This window comes from Bradyrhizobium sp. HKCCYLRH3097, assembly GCF_051167875.1.
Lineage (GTDB): Bacteria > Pseudomonadota > Alphaproteobacteria > Rhizobiales > Xanthobacteraceae > Bradyrhizobium.
The window spans coordinates 197922-222626 of the sequence record NZ_JBNPTX010000003.1; the positions used below are offsets into that span (position 1 = coordinate 197922).

General features: G+C 66.1%; 21 protein-coding genes. 12 read left to right on the top strand and 9 right to left on the bottom strand.

All coding sequences use genetic code 11. From position 1 onward, the window contains the following. Window positions 1–12 precede the first annotated feature (12 nt). The 5 genes from ACQR0U_RS09925 to ACQR0U_RS09945 all read left to right on the top strand — a co-directional run bounded on the left by ACQR0U_RS09925 (window position 13) and on the right by ACQR0U_RS09945 (window position 3585). Entirely contained in the window at window positions 13–429 is a 417-nt protein-coding gene (locus tag ACQR0U_RS09925; protein ID WP_315713404.1) for a hypothetical protein, read from the top strand. Then, on the top strand, window positions 429–1100 hold the full coding sequence (locus ACQR0U_RS09930; RefSeq protein ID WP_315713405.1) for an OmpA family protein: 672 nt from the start codon (window positions 429–431) through the stop codon (window positions 1098–1100). Before ACQR0U_RS09925 ends, ACQR0U_RS09930 begins: the two co-directional genes overlap by 1 nt. A 243-nt stretch (window positions 1101–1343) precedes the next feature. Beyond that, window positions 1344–1895 carry an Mpo1-like protein gene (locus ACQR0U_RS09935; RefSeq protein WP_315825264.1) on the top strand — a complete coding sequence of 184 codons (552 nt, stop codon included), beginning with the start codon at window positions 1344–1346 and terminating at the stop codon, window positions 1893–1895. Beyond that, the gene (locus ACQR0U_RS09940) at window positions 1895–2920 is read left to right on the top strand and encodes an NAD-dependent epimerase/dehydratase family protein (RefSeq protein WP_315752450.1); all 1026 of its coding nucleotides are present in this window, start codon (window positions 1895–1897) and stop codon (window positions 2918–2920) included. Before ACQR0U_RS09935 ends, ACQR0U_RS09940 begins: the two co-directional genes overlap by 1 nt. Window positions 2921–2961: 41 nt before the next feature. Beyond that, window positions 2962–3585, top strand: coding sequence for a methyltransferase family protein (locus tag ACQR0U_RS09945; RefSeq protein ID WP_315752449.1), 624 nt, complete (start codon window positions 2962–2964; stop codon window positions 3583–3585). Window positions 3586–3590: 5 nt separating this feature from the next. Here the strand turns inward: ACQR0U_RS09945 and ACQR0U_RS09950 are convergent, their stop codons facing one another. Both ACQR0U_RS09950 and ACQR0U_RS09955 read right to left on the bottom strand, forming a co-directional pair. Further along, the gene (locus tag ACQR0U_RS09950; protein ID WP_434843134.1) at window positions 3591–4637 is read right to left on the bottom strand and encodes an alpha/beta fold hydrolase; all 1047 of its coding nucleotides are present in this window, start codon (window positions 4635–4637) and stop codon (window positions 3591–3593) included. A gap of 119 nt (window positions 4638–4756) precedes the next feature. Continuing rightward, window positions 4757–5491, bottom strand: coding sequence for a hypothetical protein (locus tag ACQR0U_RS09955; protein ID WP_409977968.1), 735 nt, complete (start codon window positions 5489–5491; stop codon window positions 4757–4759). A 289-nt stretch (window positions 5492–5780) separates the two neighbouring features. Here ACQR0U_RS09955 and ACQR0U_RS09960 point away from each other — a divergent pair, with 289 nt between their 5' ends. Both ACQR0U_RS09960 and ACQR0U_RS09965 read left to right on the top strand, forming a co-directional pair. Continuing rightward, a complete protein-coding gene (locus tag ACQR0U_RS09960; protein WP_315752447.1) occupies window positions 5781–6701 on the top strand; it encodes an ABC transporter ATP-binding protein in 921 nt (306 codons plus the stop codon). Next, a complete protein-coding gene (locus ACQR0U_RS09965) occupies window positions 6698–7459 on the top strand; it encodes an ABC transporter permease (RefSeq protein WP_434843135.1) in 762 nt (253 codons plus the stop codon). Before ACQR0U_RS09960 ends, ACQR0U_RS09965 begins: the two co-directional genes overlap by 4 nt. A gap of 14 nt (window positions 7460–7473) precedes the next feature. On the opposite strand, the gene ACQR0U_RS09970 is transcribed toward ACQR0U_RS09965, so the two are convergent. After that, entirely contained in the window at window positions 7474–7824 is a 351-nt protein-coding gene (locus ACQR0U_RS09970; protein ID WP_316165961.1) for a hypothetical protein, read from the bottom strand. 317 nt (window positions 7825–8141) lie between these two features. On the opposite strand from ACQR0U_RS09970, the gene ACQR0U_RS09975 reads away from it, so the two are divergent. After that, complete coding sequence (locus ACQR0U_RS09975) at window positions 8142–8930, top strand: L,D-transpeptidase (protein ID WP_315713413.1); 789 nt, start codon at window positions 8142–8144, stop codon at window positions 8928–8930. Window positions 8931–8983: 53 nt separating this feature from the next. On the opposite strand, the gene ACQR0U_RS09980 is transcribed toward ACQR0U_RS09975, so the two are convergent. From ACQR0U_RS09980 to ACQR0U_RS09995, 4 genes are all read right to left on the bottom strand, one after another. Then, window positions 8984–10009, bottom strand: a complete 1026-nt coding sequence (locus ACQR0U_RS09980; protein ID WP_434843136.1) for an ABC transporter permease — start codon at window positions 10007–10009, stop codon at window positions 8984–8986. Window positions 10010–10021: 12 nt separating this feature from the next. Further along, a complete protein-coding gene (locus ACQR0U_RS09985; protein WP_316165959.1) occupies window positions 10022–11524 on the bottom strand; it encodes a sugar ABC transporter ATP-binding protein in 1503 nt (500 codons plus the stop codon). A 13-nt stretch (window positions 11525–11537) separates the two neighbouring features. Further along, entirely contained in the window at window positions 11538–12491 is a 954-nt protein-coding gene (locus tag ACQR0U_RS09990; RefSeq protein ID WP_315713416.1) for a sugar-binding protein, read from the bottom strand. Between the two features lie 506 nt (window positions 12492–12997). Continuing rightward, on the bottom strand, window positions 12998–15277 hold the full coding sequence (locus tag ACQR0U_RS09995) for a fused MFS/spermidine synthase (RefSeq protein WP_316169805.1): 2280 nt from the start codon (window positions 15275–15277) through the stop codon (window positions 12998–13000). Window positions 15278–15477: 200 nt separating this feature from the next. Here ACQR0U_RS09995 and ACQR0U_RS10000 point away from each other — a divergent pair, with 200 nt between their 5' ends. Beyond that, window positions 15478–17079 (top strand): phytoene desaturase family protein, encoded by a 1602-nt coding sequence (locus ACQR0U_RS10000; protein WP_315713418.1) that lies wholly within the window; start codon window positions 15478–15480, stop codon window positions 17077–17079. 175 nt (window positions 17080–17254) lie between these two features. Here ACQR0U_RS10000 and ACQR0U_RS10005 read toward each other — a convergent pair whose 3' ends face one another. After that, window positions 17255–17419 (bottom strand): Flp family type IVb pilin, encoded by a 165-nt coding sequence (locus tag ACQR0U_RS10005; protein WP_315713419.1) that lies wholly within the window; start codon window positions 17417–17419, stop codon window positions 17255–17257. Between the two features lie 267 nt (window positions 17420–17686). On the opposite strand from ACQR0U_RS10005, the gene ACQR0U_RS10010 reads away from it, so the two are divergent. The 3 genes from ACQR0U_RS10010 to ACQR0U_RS10020 all read left to right on the top strand — a co-directional run bounded on the left by ACQR0U_RS10010 (window position 17687) and on the right by ACQR0U_RS10020 (window position 22287). Beyond that, a complete protein-coding gene (locus tag ACQR0U_RS10010; RefSeq protein WP_434843137.1) occupies window positions 17687–18583 on the top strand; it encodes a 50S ribosomal protein L11 methyltransferase in 897 nt (298 codons plus the stop codon). 482 nt (window positions 18584–19065) lie between these two features. After that, entirely contained in the window at window positions 19066–20889 is a 1824-nt protein-coding gene (locus tag ACQR0U_RS10015; RefSeq protein WP_434843138.1) for an aminopeptidase P family protein, read from the top strand. 120 nt (window positions 20890–21009) lie between these two features. Beyond that, window positions 21010–22287, top strand: coding sequence for a multidrug effflux MFS transporter (locus ACQR0U_RS10020; RefSeq protein WP_315769148.1), 1278 nt, complete (start codon window positions 21010–21012; stop codon window positions 22285–22287). A gap of 191 nt (window positions 22288–22478) precedes the next feature. On the opposite strand, the gene ligA is transcribed toward ACQR0U_RS10020, so the two are convergent. Beyond that, window positions 22479–24626, bottom strand: a complete 2148-nt coding sequence (gene ligA, locus ACQR0U_RS10025; protein WP_316226150.1) for an NAD-dependent DNA ligase LigA — start codon at window positions 24624–24626, stop codon at window positions 22479–22481. Window positions 24627–24705 lie beyond the last annotated feature (79 nt).

The window sequence follows — 24705 nt, forward strand, 5'->3', positions numbered from 1 at the left end:
TGAGATGACTGCATGGTCCGGGGATACATTCTGTTGAGTGTTGCGGTCGCGCTGTGTGTGCCCTCGCTGGCGGCGGCGCAGACGATGAGCTTTGGCGATTCCGCGGGGCTGATCGCGTCGAGCTGCGGCGCCGACATCACCGCCAATTGCCGCGGCGTCAATCTCGATTCCAACCGCCTCAAGGAATGCCTCTCGCGCAACCAGGACGTCGTCTCCGCGCAGTGCAAGGCGACCTATTTCAAGGCGTTCGAGGCGATCCAGAAGCGCATCGCGGCGCGGGTCACGGTCGCCAACGCCTGCCAGCGCGAGATCGTCAAGCTGTGTGGCGGCTCCACGAAGGAAACGAGCAAATCGATCCCGTGCCTGATGACGGCCAACGGCGTGAGCGCGCGGTGTCAGCAGGCGATGGGCGAAGCGGGGTATCGCTGATGCGGCGGACCGCGAGATCATTGCTGTCAGGGCCGATCGTGGCTTCGCTGATGGCCGCGAGCGCGCCCGCTTGGTCGCAGGAGCCGGGTCGCGAGGACATCGTGCGCCAGCTCGGCCGCTTCGAAACCGCACCCACGCTGGATCTGCCGGCGCTGAAGCAGCAGACGCAGGAGCGTTCCAGGTCGCGCGGGCGCAACGAGCCACCGCCGCAGAAGCGTCCGCCGATCGCGCCGGAGCTGATGAATCTGCCGGCCTTCAACGTCGACATCCAGTTCGACGTGGACACGCCGATCGTGCGCCCGGAATCGTACCAGACCGTCGGGCGGATCGCCGATGCGATGGTGTATTCCGATCTGCTGCCCTACACCTTCCTGATCGTCGGCCATGTCGAGGCCAACGGCAAGCGCGAGGCCAACGTCATCCTGAGCCAGCGCCGCGCCGACGCGATCCGCGACATCCTGGCGAACACCTTCAAGATCTCGGTCAAGCGGCTGCAATCGATCGGACTTGGCGAGGAGCAGTTGCTCGACCCGTCCAAGCCGACCGCCGCCGTCAATCAGCAGATCCAGATCATCCCGATCGCAAAGACCGTCGAAGAGGCCGCGCCGCCGCCTTCGGCCCCTGCCCCGGCAGCGCCCCACAAGCAGGCCCCGCGCAAGCATCGCAGTTGATGCAATTGAGACCTGCGCTGAGGCCATGAACCCAGCGCGCTGCAGGTGCGACTGTTGTCTCAGCAGGTTGCCGATACGCTATTCCCGACAGGCGCCAATGGAACCTGTTTTCAAGTCGGGTCGCGCGGCAATGCTGCTGGGCCGTGATTGCCGGGTTTGTCGATGCAGCCGCTTGATGGTATAGCCCCCTCTTTGCGGCCGTCGATTGAGCGACGGTCGATCTCATTGACGAGCGAGCCAGCCATGAACGCCATGTTCCGACGCCAGATGGTCGACTACGTCGAATACCATCGCGATCCGCGCAACGGCCTGATGCATGTGTTCGGGATCATCCTGTTGTTCCTGGGCGCCGTGCTGCCCCTGAGCTTGTGGCATTTCGACGCGTTCGGCATCCGGATCGGCCTCGGCGCCGTGCTGGCGCTGCCCGTCCTGCTCTACTGGCTGCTGCTCGATGCCGCACTCGGGGCCGGCATCCTGGCCTTCGCCGTGCTGTTCCTTGCTGCGGCCATGATGATCGCCGATCACGTCCATGGCGTCGCCTTCTGGGCGCTGTTTGCCGCGCTCATCATCTTCGGCTTTGTCTCGCAGGCCGTGGGCCACAAGGTGTTCGAGCGCAACAATCCATCTCTGCTGGATCATCCGGCGCATCTCTTTCTCGGTCCGATGTTCGTGATGGCGAAATTGTACATGGCGTTGGGTCTGCGGCCTTCGGTGTCCGACCTCATCGCGCCGGACTGGTCGCCGGATCGGCTCGCATCGGACCGGCTTCAAGGCGATCAGCACTCGCGCCCCTAATGAAAGTCCTCGTCACCGGCGGCAGCGGTTTCATCGGCCATCACCTCGTCTCTGCGCTCGCGACGCGGGGCGCGGAGGTGCGTGTGCTCGATATTCGCTGCCCCAGCCACATGATCGCTGACGTCGAGTACATCGAAGGCTCGGTGCTCGATGCGGGCCTGGTGAAGCAGGCGGTCGCCGGCGCCGATCAGGTCTATCATCTGGCTGGACTGCCCGGCATGTGGATGCCGGACCGCGAGGACTTCTACCGCGTCAATTGCGTGGGCACGGAGACGGTGCTGGCGGCGGCGCGCGCCGGCCGGGTGCGCCGGTTCCTGCACTGCTCGACCGAATCCATCCTGTTCGACTATCCCGGCTCGACCGGCGCCGCATCGGCACCGACCGCACCGCCGGCCGAGGCGATGCCCGGCGCCTATACGCGCTCCAAGGCGCTGGCGGAGGCCCGCGCCATGGCCGCCGCGGCGGACGGCTTCCCCGTCGTGGTGGGCACGCCGACAATGCCGATCGGGCCGCACGACAGCAACCTGACACCGCCCTCGCAGATGCTGCGGCACTTCCTGGACAGCCGGCTCCAGCTCTATCTCGACTTCGTCGTCAACCTGGTCGACGTCCGCGACGTCGCGGACGGCCTGATCCTGGCGATGGAGCGCGGCAAGGTCGGCGGCCGCTACGTGTTCGGCGGCGAGAGCCTGCGCCTCAGCCGCATCCTCGATCTCATGGCGGCGATCAGCGGCCGCAAGCATGTCGCGGTCGCCGTGCCCGGCCGGCTGGCCGAGCTGTCGGCGGGCATGCTCGAGCTCGTCTCCGATCACCTCACCAAGCGCTGCCCGTCCGGCACCGCCGAGGGGGTGCGGATCGCCCGCGCGGCCTCGGATCTGTCGATCGACAGGGCCAAACGCGAGCTCGGCTACGTCCCGCGCCCGATCGAGCCGACCTTGCGCGAGACGATCGGCTTTCTGCTCGGTTCCGAGCCGGGAAAGCGGCTCGACGGTAAACAACACCCTTTTCGCACCGCGGCCGAATAGCTAAGAGCAGCCGGTCCCAGGTCTCATAACGGTTCCAACACATGTCCGGCGATGCCAGCCCCATCTCGTCGTTTGCGTTCAGCGGATGGACCACCACCTGGCCCACCTCGCTGCTGGCCATCATCTGGCTGATCTGGCTCGCAAGCTGGGTCGGCGCCTCGTTCTGGTCGGGGCAGACCCGCAAGCATGTGACGGTGATCAAGACCAGCCGCTATCACGCGCTGATCGTGCTCGGCGGCATCCTGTTCACGCCGTGGACCTCGCGCCTGCTCGGCGAGAAGCCGTTCTGGACTCCCGGTGAGACCGGCGTCTACCTGCTGACCGTCGTCACCCTGGCCGGCATCGCCTTCACCTGGTGGGCGCGCATCCATCTCGGTCGCTTCTGGTCCAACGCGATCACCCACAAGGAAGGCCACAAGGTCATCGACACCGGCCCCTACGGCATGGTCCGTCACCCCATCTATACCGGGCTGATCCTCGGCATGATCGCCACCGGCATCGCGGTGGGCACGGTGACCGCCGTGCTGGGCGCCGTCCTGATCTCGCTCGGGATGGCCTGGAAGGCAAAGATGGAAGAGGTCTTCCTCGCGCAGGAGCTCGGGCCGGATTACGTCACCTACCGGCAGCGCGTGCCGATGATCATTCCGTTCCTGCCGCCGGGCTAGAGCGCTCAGCGTCTGGCCTGGGCTTCCGAAGGCGGCTGCGGCGACTGGTTTGCCGCCTGCGGCAGCAGGTGGCGCGGCAGGATGATGCGCTGGCCGGGGACCAACGGCTGGGTGGCGAGGCCGCGGTTGGATTGCTGGAGCGCCCAGAGCGGAACGTGATAATTGGTGGCGATCTGGTCCAGGGTCTCGCCCGGCCGTACCGCCAGAGCAGTGCCGCTGTCCCACAGCTCCACGGAGGCTTTCGGCGGCACCAAGTAGCGCAGCGGCACCGGGTCCGCGTCGGCGGTCGCCGAGGTCTGCGACAATTGGCTGATCATGGTGACCAATTGGGCGTGCACGTCCTCCATCTTGTCGATGTTGATGTGCGTGACCTCATCATGATCCTTCATGTCGAAGCTGGCGTAGTGACCGCGAAAGCCGGGCTCCGGCTTGACGTCGCCGCCGCCGAGAATGTTGTCGGACAGGAACAGGTTGATGAAGCGCTGCACGTTGGGCGGCACGCTCTTGGTCGCATGCGCCGGATCGACGGTGACGACGAGGGCAACCGGGATGTTCTGCTCCTGCAGCGTGATCGCGATGCGGACGCTGCACAGCCCGCCCATCGAATGGCCGATCAGCACGATCGGCCCCGGCTCCTGGCGGTAGTTCTTGGCCACCTGGAGCGCGATCAGGTCGCACAGCGTGAACTCATAGACACTGGCCCGGTAGCCGGCCTGCTCGATCTTTTCGGCCAGACGATCCATCCCGGTCGAGAACAGCGGCCCGAGCGCGCCGCGGAACAGGTACACCCGCGGCGGCGGCAGCGGCTGGCTGATCTCGGGCGGCGCAGTGGGTACGGCGCGGATCGCCGCGGGGGTTGCTGCCGGGGACGCCTTGGCGGATCTGGTCGGCGCGGGGGCGGACGCAGCGCCGGGCTGGGCGGCCAGCGAGATGCTTGGGGCGGCAAGTCCCGCGAGCAAAGGTGCGGTGACGAGGATCGCGAGCAGTCTCCTGCCGGCAGCCACCTTGGCTGGACCGAGCCACCGCCTCGCGATTCGCGCCACGCTGGTCATTCGCGCTCCCGGGAAAGCTCTCGGCTGAGATCGAGCAGGGTCATGTCCCCCCTGCCATACCGTTTGTCGCCGCCGAATGGGAGCATTTTGGGGCGCGCGCCCAGTGGCGCGGCCGCCGATTACCGGTAGCCGGTCACGTTGGCCGCGCGCTGCGGCGCGGCCATGCGCGTCGGCGGCGCCGCCGCCGGGCGGCCGCGGCCGCCGAACACCACGCCATCGATGGCACCGATCACCTTCTGCTGCATGATCTGGTTCTTCTCGATCGTGACGTGGCCGACACCGGGAACCGACTGCACGTCGACATTCTCGAGCTTGCCGCGGAAGCCGTCGTCGCGGCGGACCGGCTCGCCGGCACCGCTGGCGATGTAGAAATTGATGTAGCGCTCGGCGTTGCCGCCGACGAGCTTGGTCTTGAACACCGAATCGAGCCCGATCGCGAGCTTCACCGGCACGCCGAGCTGGCCGAGCTTGTTGATCATGTCCGGCAGCGCGGTCGCGCCCGAGGAATGGCCCACCAGGATGATGGTCTTGATCCGGCCGGCGCGATAGGCGGCCGCCGCTTCGTCGGCGAGCGACGACCACGACACGAAATTGGCGACCGTGTTCGGAATGCCCTGCGAATCCAGCTTGGCGGCGATGTCGTCGAGCCCGAGCGAGAAGATGTTGAGCACGCCGCGCAGCAGATAGACATGCGTGGTGCTGGCGGCGCTTGCGGCCGCCGGGCTCGGTGCCGCCCGGACCGATCCGGTGCCGAGCGGCAGAGCCAGCGCAACGGCCAGCGCCACCATGCCAAAGCAGCGCGCCGAGAGGCTGCGCTTGAAGGTGGGTCGAACGGTGCTGGCGCGTGCCGTCATCGGTCCTTCTCCGCGGCGGAAATGTCGAGACGGCGCGACCGTACCCAAGATGCTCGCGGACGCAACATCGTCGGACATCGCAAGGCGGCGTTCCTCCTCAGACGTGGCTGAGCGGCAACACTCAGCCATATCGGCCACGGAAAAGCCCAACAACCGACATGATCGAGGGCGGCGCGCACGATTGCGCGAACGCATCGCCGTCCCTATCTGAGCGCTTCGCCTGCGCCTGCGCCCCCTCCTCCGCGCAGCTCCCCCGCTCTTTTCGAATCCCTCGCATCGAATCCCCGTGATGGCTCCCGTCATTTCCGTTACCGGCCTGTCGAAGACCTATTCCTCGGGCTTCACCTCGCTCAACAATGTCGATCTCGCGATCGAGCGGGGCGAGATCTTCGCGCTGCTCGGGCCCAACGGCGCGGGCAAGACGACGCTGATCAGCATCATCTGCGGCATCGTCAATGCGTCCGCGGGCAAGGTCGCGGTCGGCGGCCACGACATCAACCGCGACTACCGTGCCGCACGGGCGCTGATCGGGCTGGTGCCGCAGGAGCTGCACACCGATTCGTTCGAGACCGTATGGGCCACTGTCAGCTTCAGCCGGGGGCTGTTCGGCAAGCCGAAGAACCCCGCCCTGATCGAGAAGATCCTCAAGGACCTGTCGCTCTGGGACAAGAAGGACGCCAAGATCATCACGCTCTCCGGCGGCATGAAGCGCCGCGTGATGATCGCGAAGGCGCTGTCGCACGAGCCGCAGGTGCTGTTCCTGGACGAGCCGACCGCGGGCGTCGACGTCGAGCTGCGCAAGGGCATGTGGGACGTCGTGCGCGAGCTGAAGGCCGCCGGCGTCACCATCATTCTCACCACGCACTACATCGAGGAAGCCGAGGAGATGGCCGATCGCGTCGGCGTCATCAACAAGGGCGAGATCGTGCTGGTCGAGGACAAGGCCAAGCTGATGGCGAAGCTCGGCCGGAAGCGGCTGAGCCTGCATCTGCAGCACCGGATCGAGACCATCCCCGAGACGCTCGCGCCCTATCATCTGGCGCTGTCGGACGACGGCTGGCGGCTCGCCTATGACTACGATACCAAGGGCGAGCGCACCGGCATCACCAGCCTGCTCGGCGATCTCAGGACCGCCGGCATCCGCTTCGTCGATCTCGAGACCAAGCAATCATCCCTTGAAGACATCTTCGTGAGCCTGGTGCGGCAATGAATTTTCGCGCGGTCGCCGCAATCTACAAGTTCGAAATGGCGCGCACCTGGCGCACGCTGCTGCAGAGCATCGTGTCGCCCGTCGTGTCCACGTCGCTCTACTTCGTCGTGTTCGGCGCCGCGATCGGCTCGCGCATCAGCCACGTCGAGGGCGTCAGCTACGGCACCTTCATCGTGCCCGGCCTCGTGATGCTGTCGGTGCTGACCCAGAGCATCTCCAACGCCTCGTTCGGGATCTACTTCCCGAAATTCATCGGCACGATCTACGAGATCCTCTCGGCGCCGATCTCGCATTTCGAGATCGTGCTCGGCTATGTCGGTGCGGCCGCGACGAAATCCATCATTCTCGGGCTGATCATCCTCGCGACCGCCGGGCTGTTCGTGCCGCTGCACATCCAGCACCCGGTGTGGATGCTGTCGTTCCTGGTGCTGACGGCCGTGACCTTCAGCCTGTTCGGCTTCATCATCGGCATCTGGGCCGACGGCTTCGAGAAGCTGCAGATGGTCCCGATGCTGGTGGTGACGCCGCTCACGTTCCTCGGCGGCAGCTTCTACTCGGTCAACATGCTGCCGCCAACCTGGCATTCGATCGCGCTGCTCAACCCGGTGGTCTACCTGATCTCGGGCTTTCGCTGGAGCTTCTACGAGATCGCCGACGTCAGGGTGGAAATCAGCGTCGGCGTGACGCTGCTGTTCCTGGCGATCTGCATGACGATCATCTGTTGGATCTTCAAGACGGGCTACCGGCTCAAGCATTGAGCCGGCGCCTCAACTCAGCGGTAGCAGTGGAAGCGGCCGTAGCCGTCGCGGTATCCCCGGCAGTGATAGTGCCGGTGGTAATAGGAGCGGTGTGGAATGCCGAGCACGCCTTCGACGGCGCCGACGGCTCCGCCGACGCCGGCACCGACCGCGCCGCCGACGACGCCGCCCACCGGACCGGCGATACGGTTGCCTTCGTGCGCCCCTTCGTGGGCGCCACGGATAATGCCCTGGGCATGGGCGAATTGCGGCAGCGCCAGCCAGGCCAGCGCCAGGACGACCAGCGCGAGCGCAGCCAGCAGATAGGTCAGCTTCTGCGGCGCGCGATCATCGAGCACCGCCGTCTTGGCCTTCATCGTCAACATTTTGAGTCCTGGGAACCGCATGGGGGAATCCTTGAAACGCGGATGCGGCCAAAAAGTTGCGCGGTCGTGACGAATTGCACCGATTAGAGAGGTCCCAAAACGCCGGAATGAAAGACCATCCGAGGTCGCGAAAATGTCAGCGCCGATAAACGCGGGGAGCCTTTGTCCTGGTCCTGCCCGACATTAAGGTTGAGGCTGCCCTCGGCTGGAACAAAGCCGGCAATTCCGACATAGTGCAGGCCGAGGCGATGACCTGGGCGTTAAAGTCCCGTTTTGAGGTCTCTCCACAGTCGAGGGCCCTGGAGGCCAGAAGTTAGATGCGTACCATCCTTTTTGCAGTTGCCGGCTTCGCCTTTCTGTCGGCCACGCCGGCTCTGGCCAAGATCGACATCACGGTCGACAAGAACAGCCAGATCATGACGGTCGCCGTCGATGGCGTCGAGCGTTATCGATGGCCAGTCTCGACCGGCATTCCCTCACGGGAAACGCCGAATGGCTCGTTCCGCGCCTTCCGCATGGAGGCCGATCATTTTTCCAAGGAATTCGACGACGCACCGATGCCGCATTCGATCTTCTTCACGAAGGTCGGTCACGCGATTCACGGCACGGATTCGGAGGGCCGACTCGGCACCCCCGCGTCTCACGGCTGCGTCCGGCTGTCGAAGGCGAATGCCACGACGCTCTACGACCTGGTGCAAAAGGACGGCGTGCTCAACACCACGGTGACCCTGACCGGCTCGGCCGAGGTGGCGCTGGCGCGCAATCCACGCCGCGGCACCGCTGTTGCCCGCCGCGACGTGCCGCAGCAGTATGACGACAGTGGCGAGCCGGTCGTGCTGACGCCGCAGCCACAGATGCTGCCGGGACGCCAGGTCGTTCCGCAGCAGCGGCCCGATGACGGCTACATCTATCCCGCCGACGGCAGCGACAACGGCGTGCGCTATCCGGCGCCGCGCGGCACGGCCCGGCGCGTCTATGACGCCCAGGCCTATCCGCAGCAGCAGCAGTACGATTACCAAAACGGCAATCCGAGCTACGCGCAGCCGCGCTATTACCAGCCGCGCTCTTATTATCAGCCGCGCGGCTACTACACCTATCAGGACTGATCGCGCATTGATCCTCGCGGCCGGGCGCTGTTACGCAGCGCATCGGCGCCTCCTCACTCGGCGTTGACCCGCTCGAGCGAGGCGGACGCACGATCGGCGCTGGCCTGCCCGCGGGCCGTCGGCATGCGCGCGCGCCGCTGCACGAAATACTGATCGGCCAGCACGCCGATCAGGATCACCGTGCCCATCACGGCGAAATTGAGCGAGCTCGGGATGCCCAGCAGGTTGACCAGGTTCTGCAGCATCTGCAGCAGGATTGTGCCGAGCACGACGCCGATGACCGAGCCCTCGCCGCCGCGCAGCGAACAGCCCCCGAGCACCGCTGCGGCAATCGCATAGAGCTCGTAGAACGAGCCATGCACCGCCGGCGAGATCGACCGGGTGTACATCGCCAGCAGGACCGCGGCGAGCGCCGTCAGGGCGCCGCAGATCACATAGGCCGCGATCGTCACCCGATCGGACCGGATGCCGGAGTAGCGCGCCGCCTCCTCGTTCTTGCCGACTGCGTAGAAATAGCGGCCGTACACCGAGCGGTGCAGCACCAGCCAGGCGATGCCGGCCACGATGGCGAGCGCCACGACGCTATGCGGCAGTGGAAAGCCGAGGACATCGGTGCGGCCGGCGGCCAGCCATTCCAGCGCCGGGAAGCTCGCGCCGTAGCCGAAGCCGGCCGTGGCATCCTCGGTGTAATAACGGGCCGCGCCGCGATAGATCAAAAGTCCGCACAGGGTCACCACGAAGGGCTGGATGCGCATCTTGGTCACCAGCGTGCCGTGGACCATGCCGATGGCGACGCCGCCGGCGAGGATGAGGAACGAGGCGGCGACCCAGTCGACGTCCCGGTTGACGATGAGGTCGATGAACAGCACGCCGAGCAACGCGATCACCGAGCCCACGGCGAGCTCGATGCCGCCAACGATGATGACGAAGGCCTCGGCGATCGAGAAGATTCCGAACATGCCGACCTGGTTGGCGGTGTTGGAGAGGTTGCCGACCAGCAGGAAGCGCGGGTTGATGAAGGCGACGACGGCGCCGACCACCAGGATCAGGATCAGCAGGCTGAGATCTTTTTTCTGCACGGGCGCCCTCGCTCAGACGGTATGGCCGACGGCGAGCTGAAGCACGTTGTGCTCGCTGAACTCGTTGCGGGCCAGGAAGCCCGAAATCATGCCTTCATGCATCACGGCGATCCGGTCGCTCACCCCGATCACCTCCTCCATGTCGCTCGAGATCATCAGGATCGCGACGCCGGAATCCGCCAGCCGCCGCAGCATGTCGTAGATCTCCTGCTTGGCGCCGACATCGATGCCCCGGGTCGGCTCGTCGAAGATCAAGACCTTTGGCCGCATCGACAGCCATTTGGCGAGCACGACCTTCTGCTGGTTGCCGCCGGACAAGGTGCCGACCGAGACCTTGACGTCGGACGCCCGGATCTTGAGCCGTTCGCGCTGCCGGTCGGCATTCTCGGTCTCACGCCTGATGTCGACAAGTCCAAAGCTGAGATAGGAGGCGAGATCCGGCAGCGAGATGTTCTCGGCGATCGACAGGTCGAGCAGCAGGCCGCAGGCCTTGCGGTCTTCCGGGATGAGATAGATGCCGCGATCGATCGCCGCGCGCGGCGTCGAGATGCGGATCGGCTCGCCCTCCAGGCTGATGCCCCCGGCCAGCAGCGGCTCGACGCCGAAGATGCCGCGCGCGAGCTCGGTGCGGCCGGAGCCGACGAGACCTGCAAGCCCGAGGATCTCGCCGCGCCGGAGCTGCAGGCTGACGGCCTGGTTGGGATAGGTCGCGGTCACGGCCTCCACCACGTCGAGCACGGCCTCGCCGGGCGGCGCGGCCGGCGGCACGTAGAGTGACCGCAGGTCCCGGCCGATCATCAGCCGGATCATCGCGGCAGGACTGAGCTCGTCCCGCGTGAGCGCGCCAACCATGCGGCCGTCGCGCAGCACGATCGCGCGATCGGCGCATTGCATGACTTCGTTCAAGCGATGCGTGATGAAGATGACGCTGACCCCGCCCGCCTTCAGGCCGGCGATGACCTGCATCAGCCGCTCGGTTTCCGACAGCGTCAGGCTGGAGGTCGGCTCGTCCATGATCACGCAGCGCGCATCGAGCGACAAAGCCTTCATGATCTCGACCAGCTGGCGCTGCGCCAAAGACAGCTCGGCAAGCGGCGTCTCCGGCTCGAAATCGGCCCCGAGGCGCGCGATCAGCGGGCGCACCCTGGCCCGCAGCGTCGCCCGGTCGATCAGCCGCAGCGGACCGCCATAGACCGGCTCGCGGCCGATGAAGACGTTGCCTGCGACATCGAGATTGTCGAACAGGTTCAGCTCCTGGTGGACGAAGGCGATGCCGGACGCGATCGCGTCCGCCACCGTGTAGCTGGTCCGCGCCGTGCCATCGATCCGGATCGTGCCGCTGCTCGGCTCGACGACGCCGCCGAGCACGCGCATCAAGGTCGACTTGCCGGCGCCGTTCTCGCCGACCAGGGCGATCACCTCGCCGGGCGCGACCGACAGGCTGGCGTGGTCGAGCGCGACCACGCCAGGATAGGTCTTGCCGATGTCGATCAGCTCGAGGAAGGGCTCGCGCACGCCGGCCGTCGCGCTACTTCTTCAGCATCTGCTTCATCTGCGCCATGAAGTCGTCGACGTTCGACTTCTCGATCACCTTGCCGGGCACGATGATGATGCCGTTCGCCGGCACGCCCGACTTGTCGCCCTCAACGACCTTCGCCATCAGCTTCATGCCCTGATAGCCCCACTCGAACGGCTGCTGCACGACGGTGCCCTCGATCGCGCCGTCCTTGACGCCGCCGAGCGTGATCGGATCCTCGTCGAAGCCGATGATCTTGATCTTGCCGAGCTTGCCGGCCTCCTTCAGCACCTCATAGATGCGCGGGGTGTTGTAGGAATAGAAGCCGACCAGGCAGCTCACGTCCGGCATCGCTGCCAGGATGTCCTCGACATTGCGCTTGGCCCGGGTCTGGTCGATCTCGTCGCCGCGCACGTCGACCAGTTCGACCTTCGATCCCTTGATGGTCTCCTTCACGCCTTCGATGCGCTCGCGAGCGTTGTCAGCCCCGAGCAGGCCGACGAAGCCGACACATTTGCCGCCGTTCGGGAGCGCCTTCAGCATCAGCTTGCCGGCATCCTTGCCGAGCTCGGTATTGGAGGAGCCGATATAGGCGATGCGTTTGGATTGCGGGGCGTCGCTGTCGGTGGTGAAGAGCACCGTTTGTGCGGCAATCTTGTTCAGGTGCTCAGTCTGGTTCTTCGGATCGACGGCGCTCACCATGATTCCGGCGGCCCCGGCCGCGACGAGGTCATCCAGCATCCGCTGCTGCACGGCGGCTGCCGCCTGCTCGGGATATTTGAGCTGCAGGTTGTAATTGGGCAGCTCGCCCTGCGCCTTCTTCACGCCGGCCTCGGCGATCTTCCAGAAGTCGGAGGCACCGTTGACGACGAAGGCGAGGACCTTCTTGTCCGCGGCTCCCGCGGAGCCGAGACCGAGCGCCATCGACAACAAGGCAGACGCACCGGCAATCCAAAGACGCTTCATTGAACCCCTCCCATGTGAAGCCGGCCTGCTTTGATGCGGCCGGCATTTTGTAGTCGAACGATATCTAGTCGCGAACAGTCGTCTCTCGTCCGAACCGCTGGCTCCGCCCGGACGAACAGCACCTCGATCTGGACAGCGTCCGCGCGATCGTTCGCTCAGGGCAAGACGACCAGACCGGTCCCTCACCGCTCAGTTTGCGATCCAGCTCGACTGCGCGTGCGTGCCCCAACCCACCCATTCGAAGACGCGTAAAGTACCGACCTCAAATGAGGGGCGCACCTCAAGGTAGCATGGTCATGACGGGCACGCAACAGAGGCCCGCGCAGAAAGCGCGAAACCACTGCATTTTGCGATGCGGTACAGCAAAGTCGGCGATCAGACGCTCGAGAAATCGATGCGGCAATGCAACCGAGGCCCGCCGCTGACGAGGCGCGCACCTCTTTGGGCGCAGACGCCATCATCACGGCGATCCGGGCCCGGCAACGTCGAACGGCGGCAGCGCCCTGTTACTCGCCGTCGCGAAGCCGCCGATACACCGCGCCGAGAATGTTCGAATAATCGTCGGTCCAGACCCGTTCGCCGTCGGTCGGCTCAGTTTCGGTCCACTTGTCCGAGGAGGCCAGCTTGCCGACGTCGGCGTCCTCGCGCGCGCTGATGACGACGTCGGTGGAGAAGATGTACTCGTCGTCGCGGCCGGAGTCCTCGTTGTAGACCCAGCTCTTCAGGTCGTTGGCGTCGGCGATGCCGACAACGACGCTCTCCAGCTCCAGATGCCGATTGGAGACGTGCATCACGACGGCGCCCTGCGGCGCCAGCTTCGCCTTGTAGATCGCCATCGCCTCCTCCGTCGCCAGATGGATCGGAATCGCATCCGAGGAATAGGCGTCGACGATGATCAGATCGTAGGCGCCGTCCGGCTCCTTGGCAAAGGTCAGCCGGGCATCGCCGATGACGGGCTTGATGTCCGGCGCGCAGTTCCTGATGTAGCTGAAATATTTCGTGTCGCTGGCGGTGTCGACCATGGTCTGATCGATCTCGAAGAATTTCCAGCTCTCGCCAGGCTCGGCTGCGCATGTGAGCGTGCCGGCGCCGACGCCGATGACGGCGACCTTGAGCGGCGCGCCCTTGCGCTCCCGGATCGCGGTGATGGCGCGGCCGATGCCGCCGTCCTTGTGATAGTAGGTGATCGGCTCGGGCCGCCCCGTCACCTTGGAGCCATCGGCGTTGAGATATTTCTGCGCGCCGTGAATGGTCGTGCCGTGCATCAGCACGTGGTAGTGCCCGTCCGATGTCACCACGATCTTGTGCACGCCGAAGAAGCTGCGCACCGTCTCGACGCGGCCGTCATCGGCCGGATAGGCGCGGATCAGGACGAGCGCGAGCGCGGCCGTCGCGAACACCTTCCAGCGGCCACCGTTCAGCAGCAGAGCGAGCAGCGCTGCGAGCACGCCTACGGCGCCCGCGACATAGACGCGGTGGTCCTCGAGATAGGTCGTGACCTTGCCGGTCATGCCGGCGGGCACCAGCAGCGCGACGGCGATGACCGCGAGCGGGAGCCAGTACCAGCGCGTGATCCCGGGCAAGCGCTCGTTGGCCGCGGGCCGGCACAGCGCCGCCAGCGCCAGCAGGATCGGATATTCGGCAACCCATGAGAAGGTGAAGGGGGCGATCAAGCCGGCGAACAGGCCGCCGACCATGCCACCGAACGACAGCGCGACATAGAAGCCGGTGAGATATTTGGCCGGCGGGCGCGTGCGCGCGAGCTCACCATGGCAGGCCATGGCGATGATGAAGAAGCAGAGCTGGTGACCGCCGAGCGTGAGCGCGAGATTCTGCTCGCCGCCGAAGGCGAGCAGCACGACGACGCCGGCGATCGCCAGCGGCTGCAGCGCCAGCATCCATTTGTGCGGCAGCAGCGGCCGCGACTGGAACACCAGCACCCAGGTCAGCAAATAGAGCGACAGCGGCAGCACCCATAGCAAGGGGGCGGCCGCGACGTCGGTGGAGATGTGCGCGGTCACCGCGATCAGCAGGCCGGAGGGCACTGCGGCCAGGAAGATCCAGCGCAGGCGCAGCAGCCAGCGTGGCGCCGGCGCATGGCTGTCGCCGGTGTGCAGCAGGCTCGTCACGATCACGGGCGACCGCAACAGCAGGACGCCGCAGCCGGCGATCAGCGCGATCAGGAGGCCATAGCCACCGGTCCAGATCAGGTTCTGCATGCGCAGGCTGAAGATCGGCTCGATCAGCAGAGGATAGGACAGCAGCGCCAGAAAGCTGCCGATGTTCGACGACGCATAGAGGAAATACGGGTCGGGCGCGGCCGGATGACCCGTGCGCACGAACCACGCCTGCAGCAGCGGATTGTTGGCGGCGAGCGCGAAAAACGGCAGGCCGATCGACACGGTGAACAGGCCGAGCAGCCACAGCCCGTAGCCCGAGGTCGGCGGATCGCCCCAGCTACTCGCGATCGACAGCGGCAAGCCCAGGATTGCGAAACCGAGCAGCAGCAGATGAATCGCGATCGGCAGCACCCGGCTGCGCAGCTGGGTGAGAAAATGCGCATAGGCGTAGCCCGCCAGCAGCAGGGTCTGGAAGAACACCATCGCCACCGACCACACCGCCGGCGAGCCGCCGAGCCGCGGCAGCACCATCTTGGTGAACAGCGGCTGCACCGAGAACAACAGCAGCGCGCTGACGAAAATGGCGGCGGTATAGACGACGAGCACCAGCCGGTTGCGTGCGGCGGAGGGCTGAGCGACGGCGGCGGGCGAGGCGATTGAGGTCATGACAACTCCGGCAGCAGCGCGGCCGGCATCAGATGCCGAGGCCGGACCGCGATGAGCAGACGAGACATAGCGGATCGCAGGGCGGTATGGCGAGCAGCTGAGGCAAAATGGAGTTTTCCTTGACGTCGCAGCCTTCCGGCGCGACAGCACCAGCCGAGGTTCCCGGTGCGGGCCATTAAACAGGGCTTCTTGAAGCTGACATGAATGAAACCGACGTCATCATCATCGGCGCGGGCCACAACGGCCTGACCTGTGCGGCCTATCTCGCCATGGCGGGCCTGCGGGTGCATGTGGTCGAGCGTCGCAAGGTGGTCGGCGGCGCTGCGGTGACCGAGGAGTTTCATCCGGGCTTCCGCAACTCCGTCGCGTCCTACACGGTGAGCCTGCTCAATCCGCGCGTCATCTCCGACCTGAAGCTGCTCGAGCACGGGCTCGAGATCGTCGAGCGCCGGGCGCAGAACTTCCTGCCCTCGCCGGACGGTCGCTATCTGCTGACGGGCGAGGGTCGCACGCTGGCTTCGGTTGCGCGGCTGAGCCAGCGCGACGCCGACGCGATCGGCCCGTTCTCGGCCCGGCTCGAGGCGATCGCGGATGTGCTTCGCAGCCTCGTGCTGCGGGCGCCACCGAATCTGGTCGCCCAGTTCGGGCTGTCGGCGATCCGCGAGGCGTTCAACGCGCTCGGCACCGCCAACACCCTGCGCGCACTGTCGCTGGAGCAGCAGCGCGACCTGCTCGACCTTTTCACGCGCTCGGCCGGCGAGATGCTCGACGAGATCTTCGAGACCGACCTGGTGAAGGCGCTGTTCGGCTTCGATGCCATCGTCGGCAACTATGCCAGCCCCTACGCTGCCGGCTCGGCCTATGTGATGCTGCATCACGCCTTCGGCGAGGTGAACGGCAAGAAGGGCGTCTGGGGCCATGCGATCGGCGGGATGGGCGCGATCACGCAGGCGATGGCCGGGTGCCTGAAAGAGCTGGGAACGCTGGTCGAGGTCGAGGCCGGCGTGCGCGAGGTGATCGTCGAGCGCGACCGCGCGGTCGGCATCGTGCTCGAGGATGGCCGCACCATCCGCGCCCGCCACGTCGTCGCCAACGTGAACCCGAAGCTGCTGTATACGCGCTTGGTGCCGGCCGGTGCCGTGCCCGAGCCGTTCCTGAGCCGCATCCGGAACTGGCGCTGCGGTTCGGGCACGTTCCGCATGAACGTGGCGCTCGACCGGCTGCCCTCGTTCAGCGCGCTGCCGGGCGAAGGCGACCATCTGTCCGCGGGAATCATCCTTGGCCCGAGCCTCGGCTACATGGACCAGGCCTATCTCGACGCGCGGGCGCATGGCTGGAGCCGCGATCCCGTGGTCGAACTGCTGATCCCCTCCACGCTCGACCCGACGCTGGCGCCCGCGGGCCGGCACGTCGCCAGCCTGTTCTGCCAGCATGTCGCGCCCGAGCTGCCGGACGGCCGCTCCTGGGACAATCATCGCGACGAGGTCGCCGACCTGATGATCGCGACCGTCGACCGCTATGCGCCGGGCTTTGCGGCCAGCGTGCTCGGCCGGCAGGTGCTGTCACCGCTCGACCTCGAACGCCAGTTCGGGCTGATCGGTGGCGACATCTTCCACGGCGCGCTGACCTTGAACCAGTTGTTCTCGGCCCGCCCCATGCTCGGTCACGCCGACTATCGCTCGCCGCTGAAGGGGCTCTACCATTGCGGCTCCGGCAGCCATCCCGGTGGCGGCGTCACCGGCGCCCCCGGCCACAATGCGGCCCAGGCGATCCTGGCGGACCATCGCGCTTTGTTCGGCTGAGGATAAGGGGTGGAAAGGCGCGGCACACCCCTGTGGACAAGCGGTGGATCAACCGCCAAAGAAGCAGTGCACGGCCGTGTGGATATGCTGTGGACCCGGCGTTCGATACGCCCTCTCAAGAGCAGAAAAACCGGGCGCTGAGGCCCGGTTCTTCGAGGGTGCCGCGGCGGTCGGATTACTTCAGCGACGTGTTGATCGATTCGAACTTGCTGCTGAGCGAGCTGCCCAGGCCGTTGACGGCGGCAATGATCGCCAGCGAGATGCCCGCTGCAATCAGGCCGTATTCGATGGCGGTGGCGCCGGATTCATCACGCAAGAACTTCGACAGAATGGACTTCATCTGAACCTCGTTTCCCAACCCAGGAACCGAGGATCATCCGGTTCCCATGACGGGAAAATTAGGGGTCAGGACCCTAAAGTCGGGATAATGCCCCCAGTTCAAGTTGCAGAGATTCTTCGCTGCAATTGAACCTCAACTTTTATTCGGATCAGGAAAGGCATTATACAACCGCCGGATGTGCAGATCCGGCCGCATTGCGGCCCTATCGCTTGCGTTGGCAGGCAATTCCCTTAACCACGCCGTCAAATCTCGCCAGGATCCACCTTGATGACCTCAACGACCACGCCCGCCACCCACAAGGCCAGCTTCACGGTTGCCGATGAAGCGACCGCCCGCCCGGCGGTCGACGTCCTGACCGAGGTGTTCTTCGAGGGCGACGCGGCGGTGGCGGCGTTCGAGCGTCCGGACGGGCGCTGGGACGTCACGGTTCATTTTGCCGACCCGCCCGACCAGGCGCTGGTGCGCGAGTTGGTCGGCGGGGCGGCAGGCTCCGACGTGGCCCAGACCCTGGCGTTCGAGGTCGTCGAGGCCAAGGACTGGGTCAAGGCCAGCCTGGACGACCTCGTTCCGGTGCCGGCCGGCCGCTTCATGGTCCATGGCAGCCATGACCGGCAGCGGGTGCCCGGCAACAAGCTCGGGATCGAGATCGAGGCGGCGCTCGCCTTCGGCACCGGCCACCACGGCACCACCCGCGGCTGCCTGCTGCTGCTCGATCACGTGCTCAAGGCGCGCGCGCCGCGACGGGTGCTCGACCTCGGCACCGGAACCGGCGTGCTCGCCATCGCCGCCGCCAAGGCGATGCACCGGTCCGTGCTGGCGAGCGACATCGATGCGCCCTCGGTCATGGTGGCGCGGGAGAACGCCCGGCTCAACGGCGCAGGCCCCCTGGTCCGGGTCATCCGCGCCACCGGCTTCGCCGCCCCGGACTTTGCCCGGTGCGGCCCGTTCGACCTGGTGCTGGCGAATATCCTGGCCAACCCGCTGTGCCAGCTGGCCGCGCCGATGCTGCGCCACCTCGCGCCTGGAGCCTTCGTGATCCTGTCGGGCCTGTTGACCCCGCAGGCACGCGCCGTCCGCGCCGCCTATCGCGCTCGCGGCCTGGTTCCGATCCGGCATTTGAGAATCGAGGGGTGGAGCAGCCTGTTGCTGCAGAAGCAGCAGTGAGGCGGATCAGCTCGCGGCGTGGATCGAACCTGCACGCTGGTGCGGCAAGCTCGCGACTACGTCTTCGGCTGGCTCTGCTGGGAGGTTGAGTCGGACTGATTACGCGAGGCACGTCGACCGCGCGGCGCAACGAGACGATTGACGAGATCGGCCAGCGCGCTGCGCGGCTTCTCGGCCGGTGCGGACGCCGGTCCGCTTGGCGCGGGCGCCGATAGTTTTTCGAAGGTAAAAGCAGGCATCGTGCATCCCCTCGCCGTTGAGTTGAGGCACTCCCCGGATCATGCGACCGACCGTGGATGATCTTTACGATCGCGGTCGTCACGTCCATACGTTTCCTCGCCGCACCTCTTTCGGATGACTGGCATGCGACAGCAAATCTTTTTGCACAGGCGAATGCAAGGAGATTCTTCGTGCACTGCACTGTCGGCTGAAGGAGTATTCGTCGCCGACGCGGCAAGATCCACTTCTAAAGTATGAGACCGATGTTCGAAGCTCTGTTCCAGACGTTCGAAGAACCCGAAACCGGCGTGGCGCTGACCGCGCGGCTGGCCGCGCTCCGCGAAGAGCTGGCCAGGCGCAAGCTCACCGGATTCATCGTGCCTCGGGCCGACCAGCAGCAGAACGAATATGTGCCGCCATCGGAGGAAAGGCTGGCATGGCTGACCGGCTTCACCGGCTCGGCCGGCCTCGCGATCGTGCTGCCGCAGGCAGCCGCGATCTTCGTCGACGGCCGCTATACGCTGCAGGCCGGCAAGCAGGTCGACGGCAAGGCCTGGATGGTGGAATCGCTGATCGAGCCGCCGCCCGAGAGTTGGCTGACGCGACACCTGCAGAGCGGTGACCGAGTCGGCTTCGATCCGTGGCTGCATACGACGGCCGCGGCCGAACGTCTGGCCGCCGCTTGCGCCAAGGCGGGCGCGGAGCTGGTGCCGGTCGAGCGCAACCCGGTCGACAGCATCTGGACCGAACGGCCGCTGCCGCCGCTCGGCGCCGTCTCCATCCACGGCGCGGAATTGTCCGGCGAGAGCGAGGCGGACAAGCTCGGCCGGATCCGCCAGGAGATCGAGCGCCTCGGGGTCGAGGCGCTGGTGCTGTCCGATTCCCACAACGTCGCCTGGACCTTCAACATCCGCGGCGCCGACGTCTCGCACACGCCGCTGCCGCTGTCCTATGCGCTGGTGCCCAAGGCCGGACGTCCGACCATCTTCATCGATTCCCGCAAGCTCTCGAACCTGACGCGCGATCATCTCGAGCAGAGCGCTGATGTGGCGGAGCCGGACACGCTGACACTGCGCCTGAGCGAGCTCGCACAATCCGGCGCAGCCGTCGCGCTCGACAGCGCCACGGCCGCCGATGCCCTGACGCGGCTGATCCAGGGCGCCGGCGGCAAGGCGGTGCGCGGCGCCGATCCGGTCAGCCTGCTCAAGGCCGCCAAGAACGCGGTGGAGATCGACGGCACGCGGCGCGCCCATCAGCGCGATGCGGTGGCGCTGGCGCGCTTTCTCGCCTTCATCGATCGCGAGGCGCCGAAGGGCACGTTGACCGAGATCGATGCGGTCGAGGCGCTGGAGAGCTTTCGCCGCGACACCGGCGCACTCAGGGACGTCTCGTTCCCGACCATCTCGGGCACCGGTCCCAACGGCGCCATCGTGCATTATCGCGTCACCCGCAAGAGCAACCGCCGCATCATGCCGGGTGATCTGCTGCTGATCGATTCCGGCGCGCAATATCAGGACGGCACCACTGACGTCACCCGCACGATCGCCGTGGGCGCGCCGACCGAGGAGATGCGCGACCGCTTCACCCGCGTGCTGCGCGGCCACCTCGCGATCGCACGCGCGATCTTCCCCGACGGCACCACCGGTGCGCAGCTCGACACCCTGGCGCGGCAGTTCCTGTGGCAGGCGGGCATCGATTTCGAGCACGGCACCGGCCACGGCGTCGGCAGCTATCTGTCCGTGCACGAGGGACCCGCGCGCATCTCGAAACTCGGCACGACGCCACTGAAGCGCGGCATGATCCTGTCCAACGAGCCCGGCTACTACAAGACCGACGCCTTCGGCATCCGCATCGAGAACCTTGAGCTCGTTGTGGCGAAGGACGTCGCAGGCGCGGAGAAGCCGATGAACGGCTTCGAGGCGCTGACCCTGGCGCCGATCGACCGCCGCCTGATCGATGTCGTCATGCTGACCGCCGAGGAACGGGCATGGCTCGACGCCTATCATGCCCGGGTCAGGGAAACCGTCCGTGCAGCGCTCGACGACAGCGACCAGCGCTGGCTCGATCAGGCGACTGCGCCACTGTAGTCATCCGGACTGTCCAGCTACGAACTGTCCCGCTGCCCGCATGGGCGCATGCCGAAACAGGCATTTCCGCGAAGCGGAAGGCCGCTACAGTCAGGGCGTTCACCCGATTTGAGCGGCAGCATGCATGGAATGATCAGCAGACCGCCTGGGGCGGCGCCACCGCGCGCCGCTCCCTCGCGCACGCTGCTGGTCCTGCTGGTCGTAATGACCGGCCTGGCGCCGATCTCGCTATACCTGCTGGTGCCAGCCCTGCCGATGCTCGCGACCACGTTCGGGCGCGACGCCTCCGTGGTGCAGATGACGGTGTCGTTCTACATGGCCGGCATCGCGATCTCGCAGCTGCTGCTCGGGCCGCTGTCGGACCGCTTCGGCCGCCGCCCCGTGATGCTCGCAGGGCTCGCGCTGTCGATCGTCGCGAGCGTCAGCTGCATCTTCGCCGACACCCTGCCCCAGCTGATCGCGGCGCGCTTCTTCCAGGCGCTCGGCGGCGCCAGCGGCATGGTGATCAGCCGCGCCATCATCCGCGATCTCTATCCGCGCGAGCGCATCGGCGCGATGATCAGCCTCGTCGTCGCGGTCATGATGATCGCGCAGATGCTGTCGCCGCTGACCGGTGGCCTGATCGAGATCGCGTTCGGCTGGCACGCCATCTTCTACGTCGTCGCCGCGCTGTCGATCGTGATCGCGATCGCCGTGACCATGGCGCTGCCGGAGACCCGCCCTGCCCGCGTCGAAGACGCGAGCTTCCGCCGCGACGTCGCCATGCTGGTGAAGAGCCGCGCCTTCCTCGGCTACATGCTGTGCCAGGTGCTGGCCTCGCAGATCATCTTCGCCTTCGCCGGCGGCGGGCCGTATATCGTCGAGGTGCAGATGGGCCGCTCCTCGGCGGAGTATGGCGCGTGGTTTGCGACCACCGGCTTCGCCTATTTCGTCGGCAACCTGTTCTGCGTGCGCTACGCGCCGCGCCATTCGCTCGATCGGCTGATCTGGTTCGGACTGGGGCTGCAGCTCACCAGCGCCGCGCTGAACTTCACGTGGAGCCTGTTCGGCTTCAACCAGGTGCCTTCGGTGCTGTTCGGCACGCAGATGCTGCTGATGTTCGCCAATGCCGCCGTGATGGCGAACTCCGCCGCCGGCGCCATCAGCGTCCGGCCGGGCGCGGCCGGCACCGCCTCCGGCGCGATGGGCTTCCTGCAGATGGGCGTGGGCGCGCTGACGTCGCAGCTCGGCGCCTGGCTCGGCGGCCATTTCAGCAGCACGCTGCCGCTGACATCAGCGATGCTCACCCTGTCCCTCGCCTGCGCCTGCAGCATGATCTTCCTGGTCCCGCGCACGCAGATGAAGGTGACGAAGGAGCTGATCGAGACGGCGGAAGAGGACGAAGCCGGGGTAATGTGAGGGAGGTGCGTGAGCGACTGCACGACCGCGCGTCACTGTCGGCGTCATACCCCGCGCAGGCGGGTAACCAGCAGGCCGAAGCGTCCTGGCTCCATGACAAATGCCTCTGGAATACTGGATCATCCGCTTTCGCGGATGATGACAATTGTTAGGGCGCATCCAGCGTCTGTCGCACCGACACCGCGGAGCTGCTACTCCCCGATCAGCTGCAGCCACTCGTCCTCGGTGAGCACCTGCACGCCGTGCTTCTGCGCGTCCTTCAGCTTTGATCCCGCGCCGGGACCGGCGACGACGTAGTCCGTCTTCTTCGACACCGAGCCCGAGACTTTCGCGCCGAGCCGCTCGGCGGTCGCCTTGGCTTCATCGCGCGTCATCTTTTCCAGCGTGCCGGTGAACACCACGGTCTTGGTCGCGATCGGCGAATTGCGCTTCGGCTTCTCCGCGTCGAGGATCTTCACCTCTTTCGTCAGCCGCTCGACGATGCCGCGATTATGGTCCTCGCCGAAATAGGCGGCGACGCTCTTGATCACGGTGTCGCCGATCTGGTCGAGCGCATCCATCTCCGCGATCGCCTCCTCGTCGCCGTTGGCGACCTTGAGACAGGCTTCGTGGAACGCATCCCAGGAGCCGTAGCCGCGCGCCAACGCCAGCGCCGTGGTCTCGCCGACATGGCGCATGCCGAGCGCAAAGATGAAGCGCTCCAGCGCGATCTCGCGCCGGGCGTCGATGGCATTGAAGAGATTGCGCACCGAGGTCTCGCCATAGCCCTCAATCTCCTCGAGCTTCAGCTTGGCGTTGCGCGCGGCCAGCGTGAAGATGTCGGCGGGCTCCTTGACCCAGCCCTGGTCGAAGAAGAATTGGATCTGCTTCTCGCCCAGGCCGTCGATGTCGAAAGCGCGGCGCGAGGCGAACAGCTTGAGGTGCTCGATCTTCTGGAACGGACAGGCGAACTCGCCGGTGCAGCGGGCGCGCGAGCCCTCCTCGCCGGTCGCAATCTCCTCCCGCACGACGTCGGTATGCAGCGGGCACGGGCACGTCTTGGGGAAATGGAATTCCTTGGCGTTCTTCGGCCGCTTGTCGATGAGGACGTCGACCACCTGTGGGATGACGTCGCCAGCGCGCTGGATCACGACGGTGTCGCCGATCCGGATGTCGCGGCCCTCGCGCAGAACCTCGCCCTTGTTGCCGATCCCCTTGATGTAGTCCTCATTGTGCAGCGTCACGTTCTGCACGATGACGCCGCCGACACCGACCGGCTCAAGCTTGCCGACCGGCGTGAACGAGCCGGTGCGGCCGACCTGGATCTCGATGTCCTTGAGCACGGTCATGGCGCGCTCGGCCGGAAACTTGTGCGCGATGCCCCAACGCGGCGTGCGTGACACGAAGCCGAGCCGCTCCTGCCAGTCGATGCGGTCGACCTTGTAGACGACCCCGTCGATGTCGTAGTCGAGCTCGGCACGCTGCTCCTCGATGTGACGATGGAACGCGATCAGTTCCTCCACCGAGTGGCAGAGCCTGGTGAGCGGATTGGTCGTGAAGCCGCAGCGCTCGAACCATTTGATCATGCCGCTCTGCGTCTCCGCCGGCATCGCGCTCATTTCACCCCAGGCATAGGCGAAGAAGCCGAGGGGACGCGAGGCGGTGATGGCCGGATCCTTCTGCCGCAGCGAGCCTGCGGCGGAGTTGCGCGGGTTGGCGAAGATGGTGTCGCCCGCTTCCTTCTGGCGCTCGTTGAGCGCGAGGAAGGCCTGCTTGGTCATGTAGACCTCGCCGCGCACTTCGCAGATGTCGGGCAGGTTGCGGCCGTGCAGCTTGTGCGGCACGTCCTTCAGGGTGCGGATGTTGGCGGTGACGTCCTCCCCCTCGGCGCCGTCACCACGCGTCGCGGCGGTGACCAGCTCGCCGCCCTCGTAACGCAGCGACATCGACAGCCCGTCGATCTTCGGCTCGGCCGAGAAATCGATGCGATCGTCGGCAAGCTTGAGGAAGCGCGCAATGCGGCCGACGAAGTCGCGCACGTCCTCCTCGGCGAAGGCGTTGTCGAGCGACAGCATCGGCACCGCGTGCCGCACTTTCTTGAACCGGCCGGAGGGCGCGGCGCCGACCTTCTGCGACGGAGACTCGCTGCTGACGAGCTCAGGGAAACGCTTCTCGATCGCATTGAAGCGGCGACGCAGCTCGTCATAGGCGCCGTCCGAGATCTTCGGCGCGTCATCCTGATAATAGAGCCTGTCGTGGGTCTCGAGCTCCAGCGCCAGCCGTTTCCATTCCACCTTGGCCTGGGCCTTGGTGAGATCGGCAACGTCGATGAGCTGCTTCGGTTTTGCTGTCTTGGGCATGCGTATGATCTGCTCGTCGTTGCGGGACGGCCCGGAGGCCGTTCCGAAACGACGGTGTACACAATGCGCACGCCGGAGC

Bases quoted from the DNA above. Each gene is read 5' to 3' on its own strand.
- ACQR0U_RS09925 (WP_315713404.1), top strand. From the start codon at position 13: ATGGTCCGGGGATACATTCTGTTGAGTGTTGCGGTCGCGCTGTGTGTG.
- ACQR0U_RS09930 (WP_315713405.1), top strand. From the start codon at position 429: ATGCGGCGGACCGCGAGATCATTGCTGTCAGGGCCGATCGTGGCTTCG.
- ACQR0U_RS09935 (WP_315825264.1), top strand. From the start codon at position 1,344: ATGAACGCCATGTTCCGACGCCAGATGGTCGACTACGTCGAATACCAT.
- ACQR0U_RS09940 (WP_315752450.1), top strand. From the start codon at position 1,895: ATGAAAGTCCTCGTCACCGGCGGCAGCGGTTTCATCGGCCATCACCTC.
- ACQR0U_RS09945 (WP_315752449.1), top strand. From the start codon at position 2,962: ATGTCCGGCGATGCCAGCCCCATCTCGTCGTTTGCGTTCAGCGGATGG.
- ACQR0U_RS09950 (WP_434843134.1), bottom strand. From the start codon at position 4,637: ATGACCAGCGTGGCGCGAATCGCGAGGCGGTGGCTCGGTCCAGCCAAG.
- ACQR0U_RS09955 (WP_409977968.1), bottom strand. From the start codon at position 5,491: ATGACGGCACGCGCCAGCACCGTTCGACCCACCTTCAAGCGCAGCCTC.
- ACQR0U_RS09960 (WP_315752447.1), top strand. From the start codon at position 5,781: ATGGCTCCCGTCATTTCCGTTACCGGCCTGTCGAAGACCTATTCCTCG.
- ACQR0U_RS09965 (WP_434843135.1), top strand. From the start codon at position 6,698: ATGAATTTTCGCGCGGTCGCCGCAATCTACAAGTTCGAAATGGCGCGC.
- ACQR0U_RS09970 (WP_316165961.1), bottom strand. From the start codon at position 7,824: ATGTTGACGATGAAGGCCAAGACGGCGGTGCTCGATGATCGCGCGCCG.
- ACQR0U_RS09975 (WP_315713413.1), top strand. From the start codon at position 8,142: ATGCGTACCATCCTTTTTGCAGTTGCCGGCTTCGCCTTTCTGTCGGCC.
- ACQR0U_RS09990 (WP_315713416.1), bottom strand. From the start codon at position 12,491: ATGAAGCGTCTTTGGATTGCCGGTGCGTCTGCCTTGTTGTCGATGGCG.
- ACQR0U_RS09995 (WP_316169805.1), bottom strand. From the start codon at position 15,277: ATGACCTCAATCGCCTCGCCCGCCGCCGTCGCTCAGCCCTCCGCCGCA.
- ACQR0U_RS10000 (WP_315713418.1), top strand. From the start codon at position 15,478: ATGAATGAAACCGACGTCATCATCATCGGCGCGGGCCACAACGGCCTG.
- ACQR0U_RS10005 (WP_315713419.1), bottom strand. From the start codon at position 17,419: ATGAAGTCCATTCTGTCGAAGTTCTTGCGTGATGAATCCGGCGCCACC.
- ACQR0U_RS10010 (WP_434843137.1), top strand. From the start codon at position 17,687: ATGACCTCAACGACCACGCCCGCCACCCACAAGGCCAGCTTCACGGTT.
- ACQR0U_RS10015 (WP_434843138.1), top strand. From the start codon at position 19,066: ATGTTCGAAGCTCTGTTCCAGACGTTCGAAGAACCCGAAACCGGCGTG.
- ACQR0U_RS10020 (WP_315769148.1), top strand. From the start codon at position 21,010: ATGCATGGAATGATCAGCAGACCGCCTGGGGCGGCGCCACCGCGCGCC.
- ligA (WP_316226150.1), bottom strand. From the start codon at position 24,626: ATGCCCAAGACAGCAAAACCGAAGCAGCTCATCGACGTTGCCGATCTC.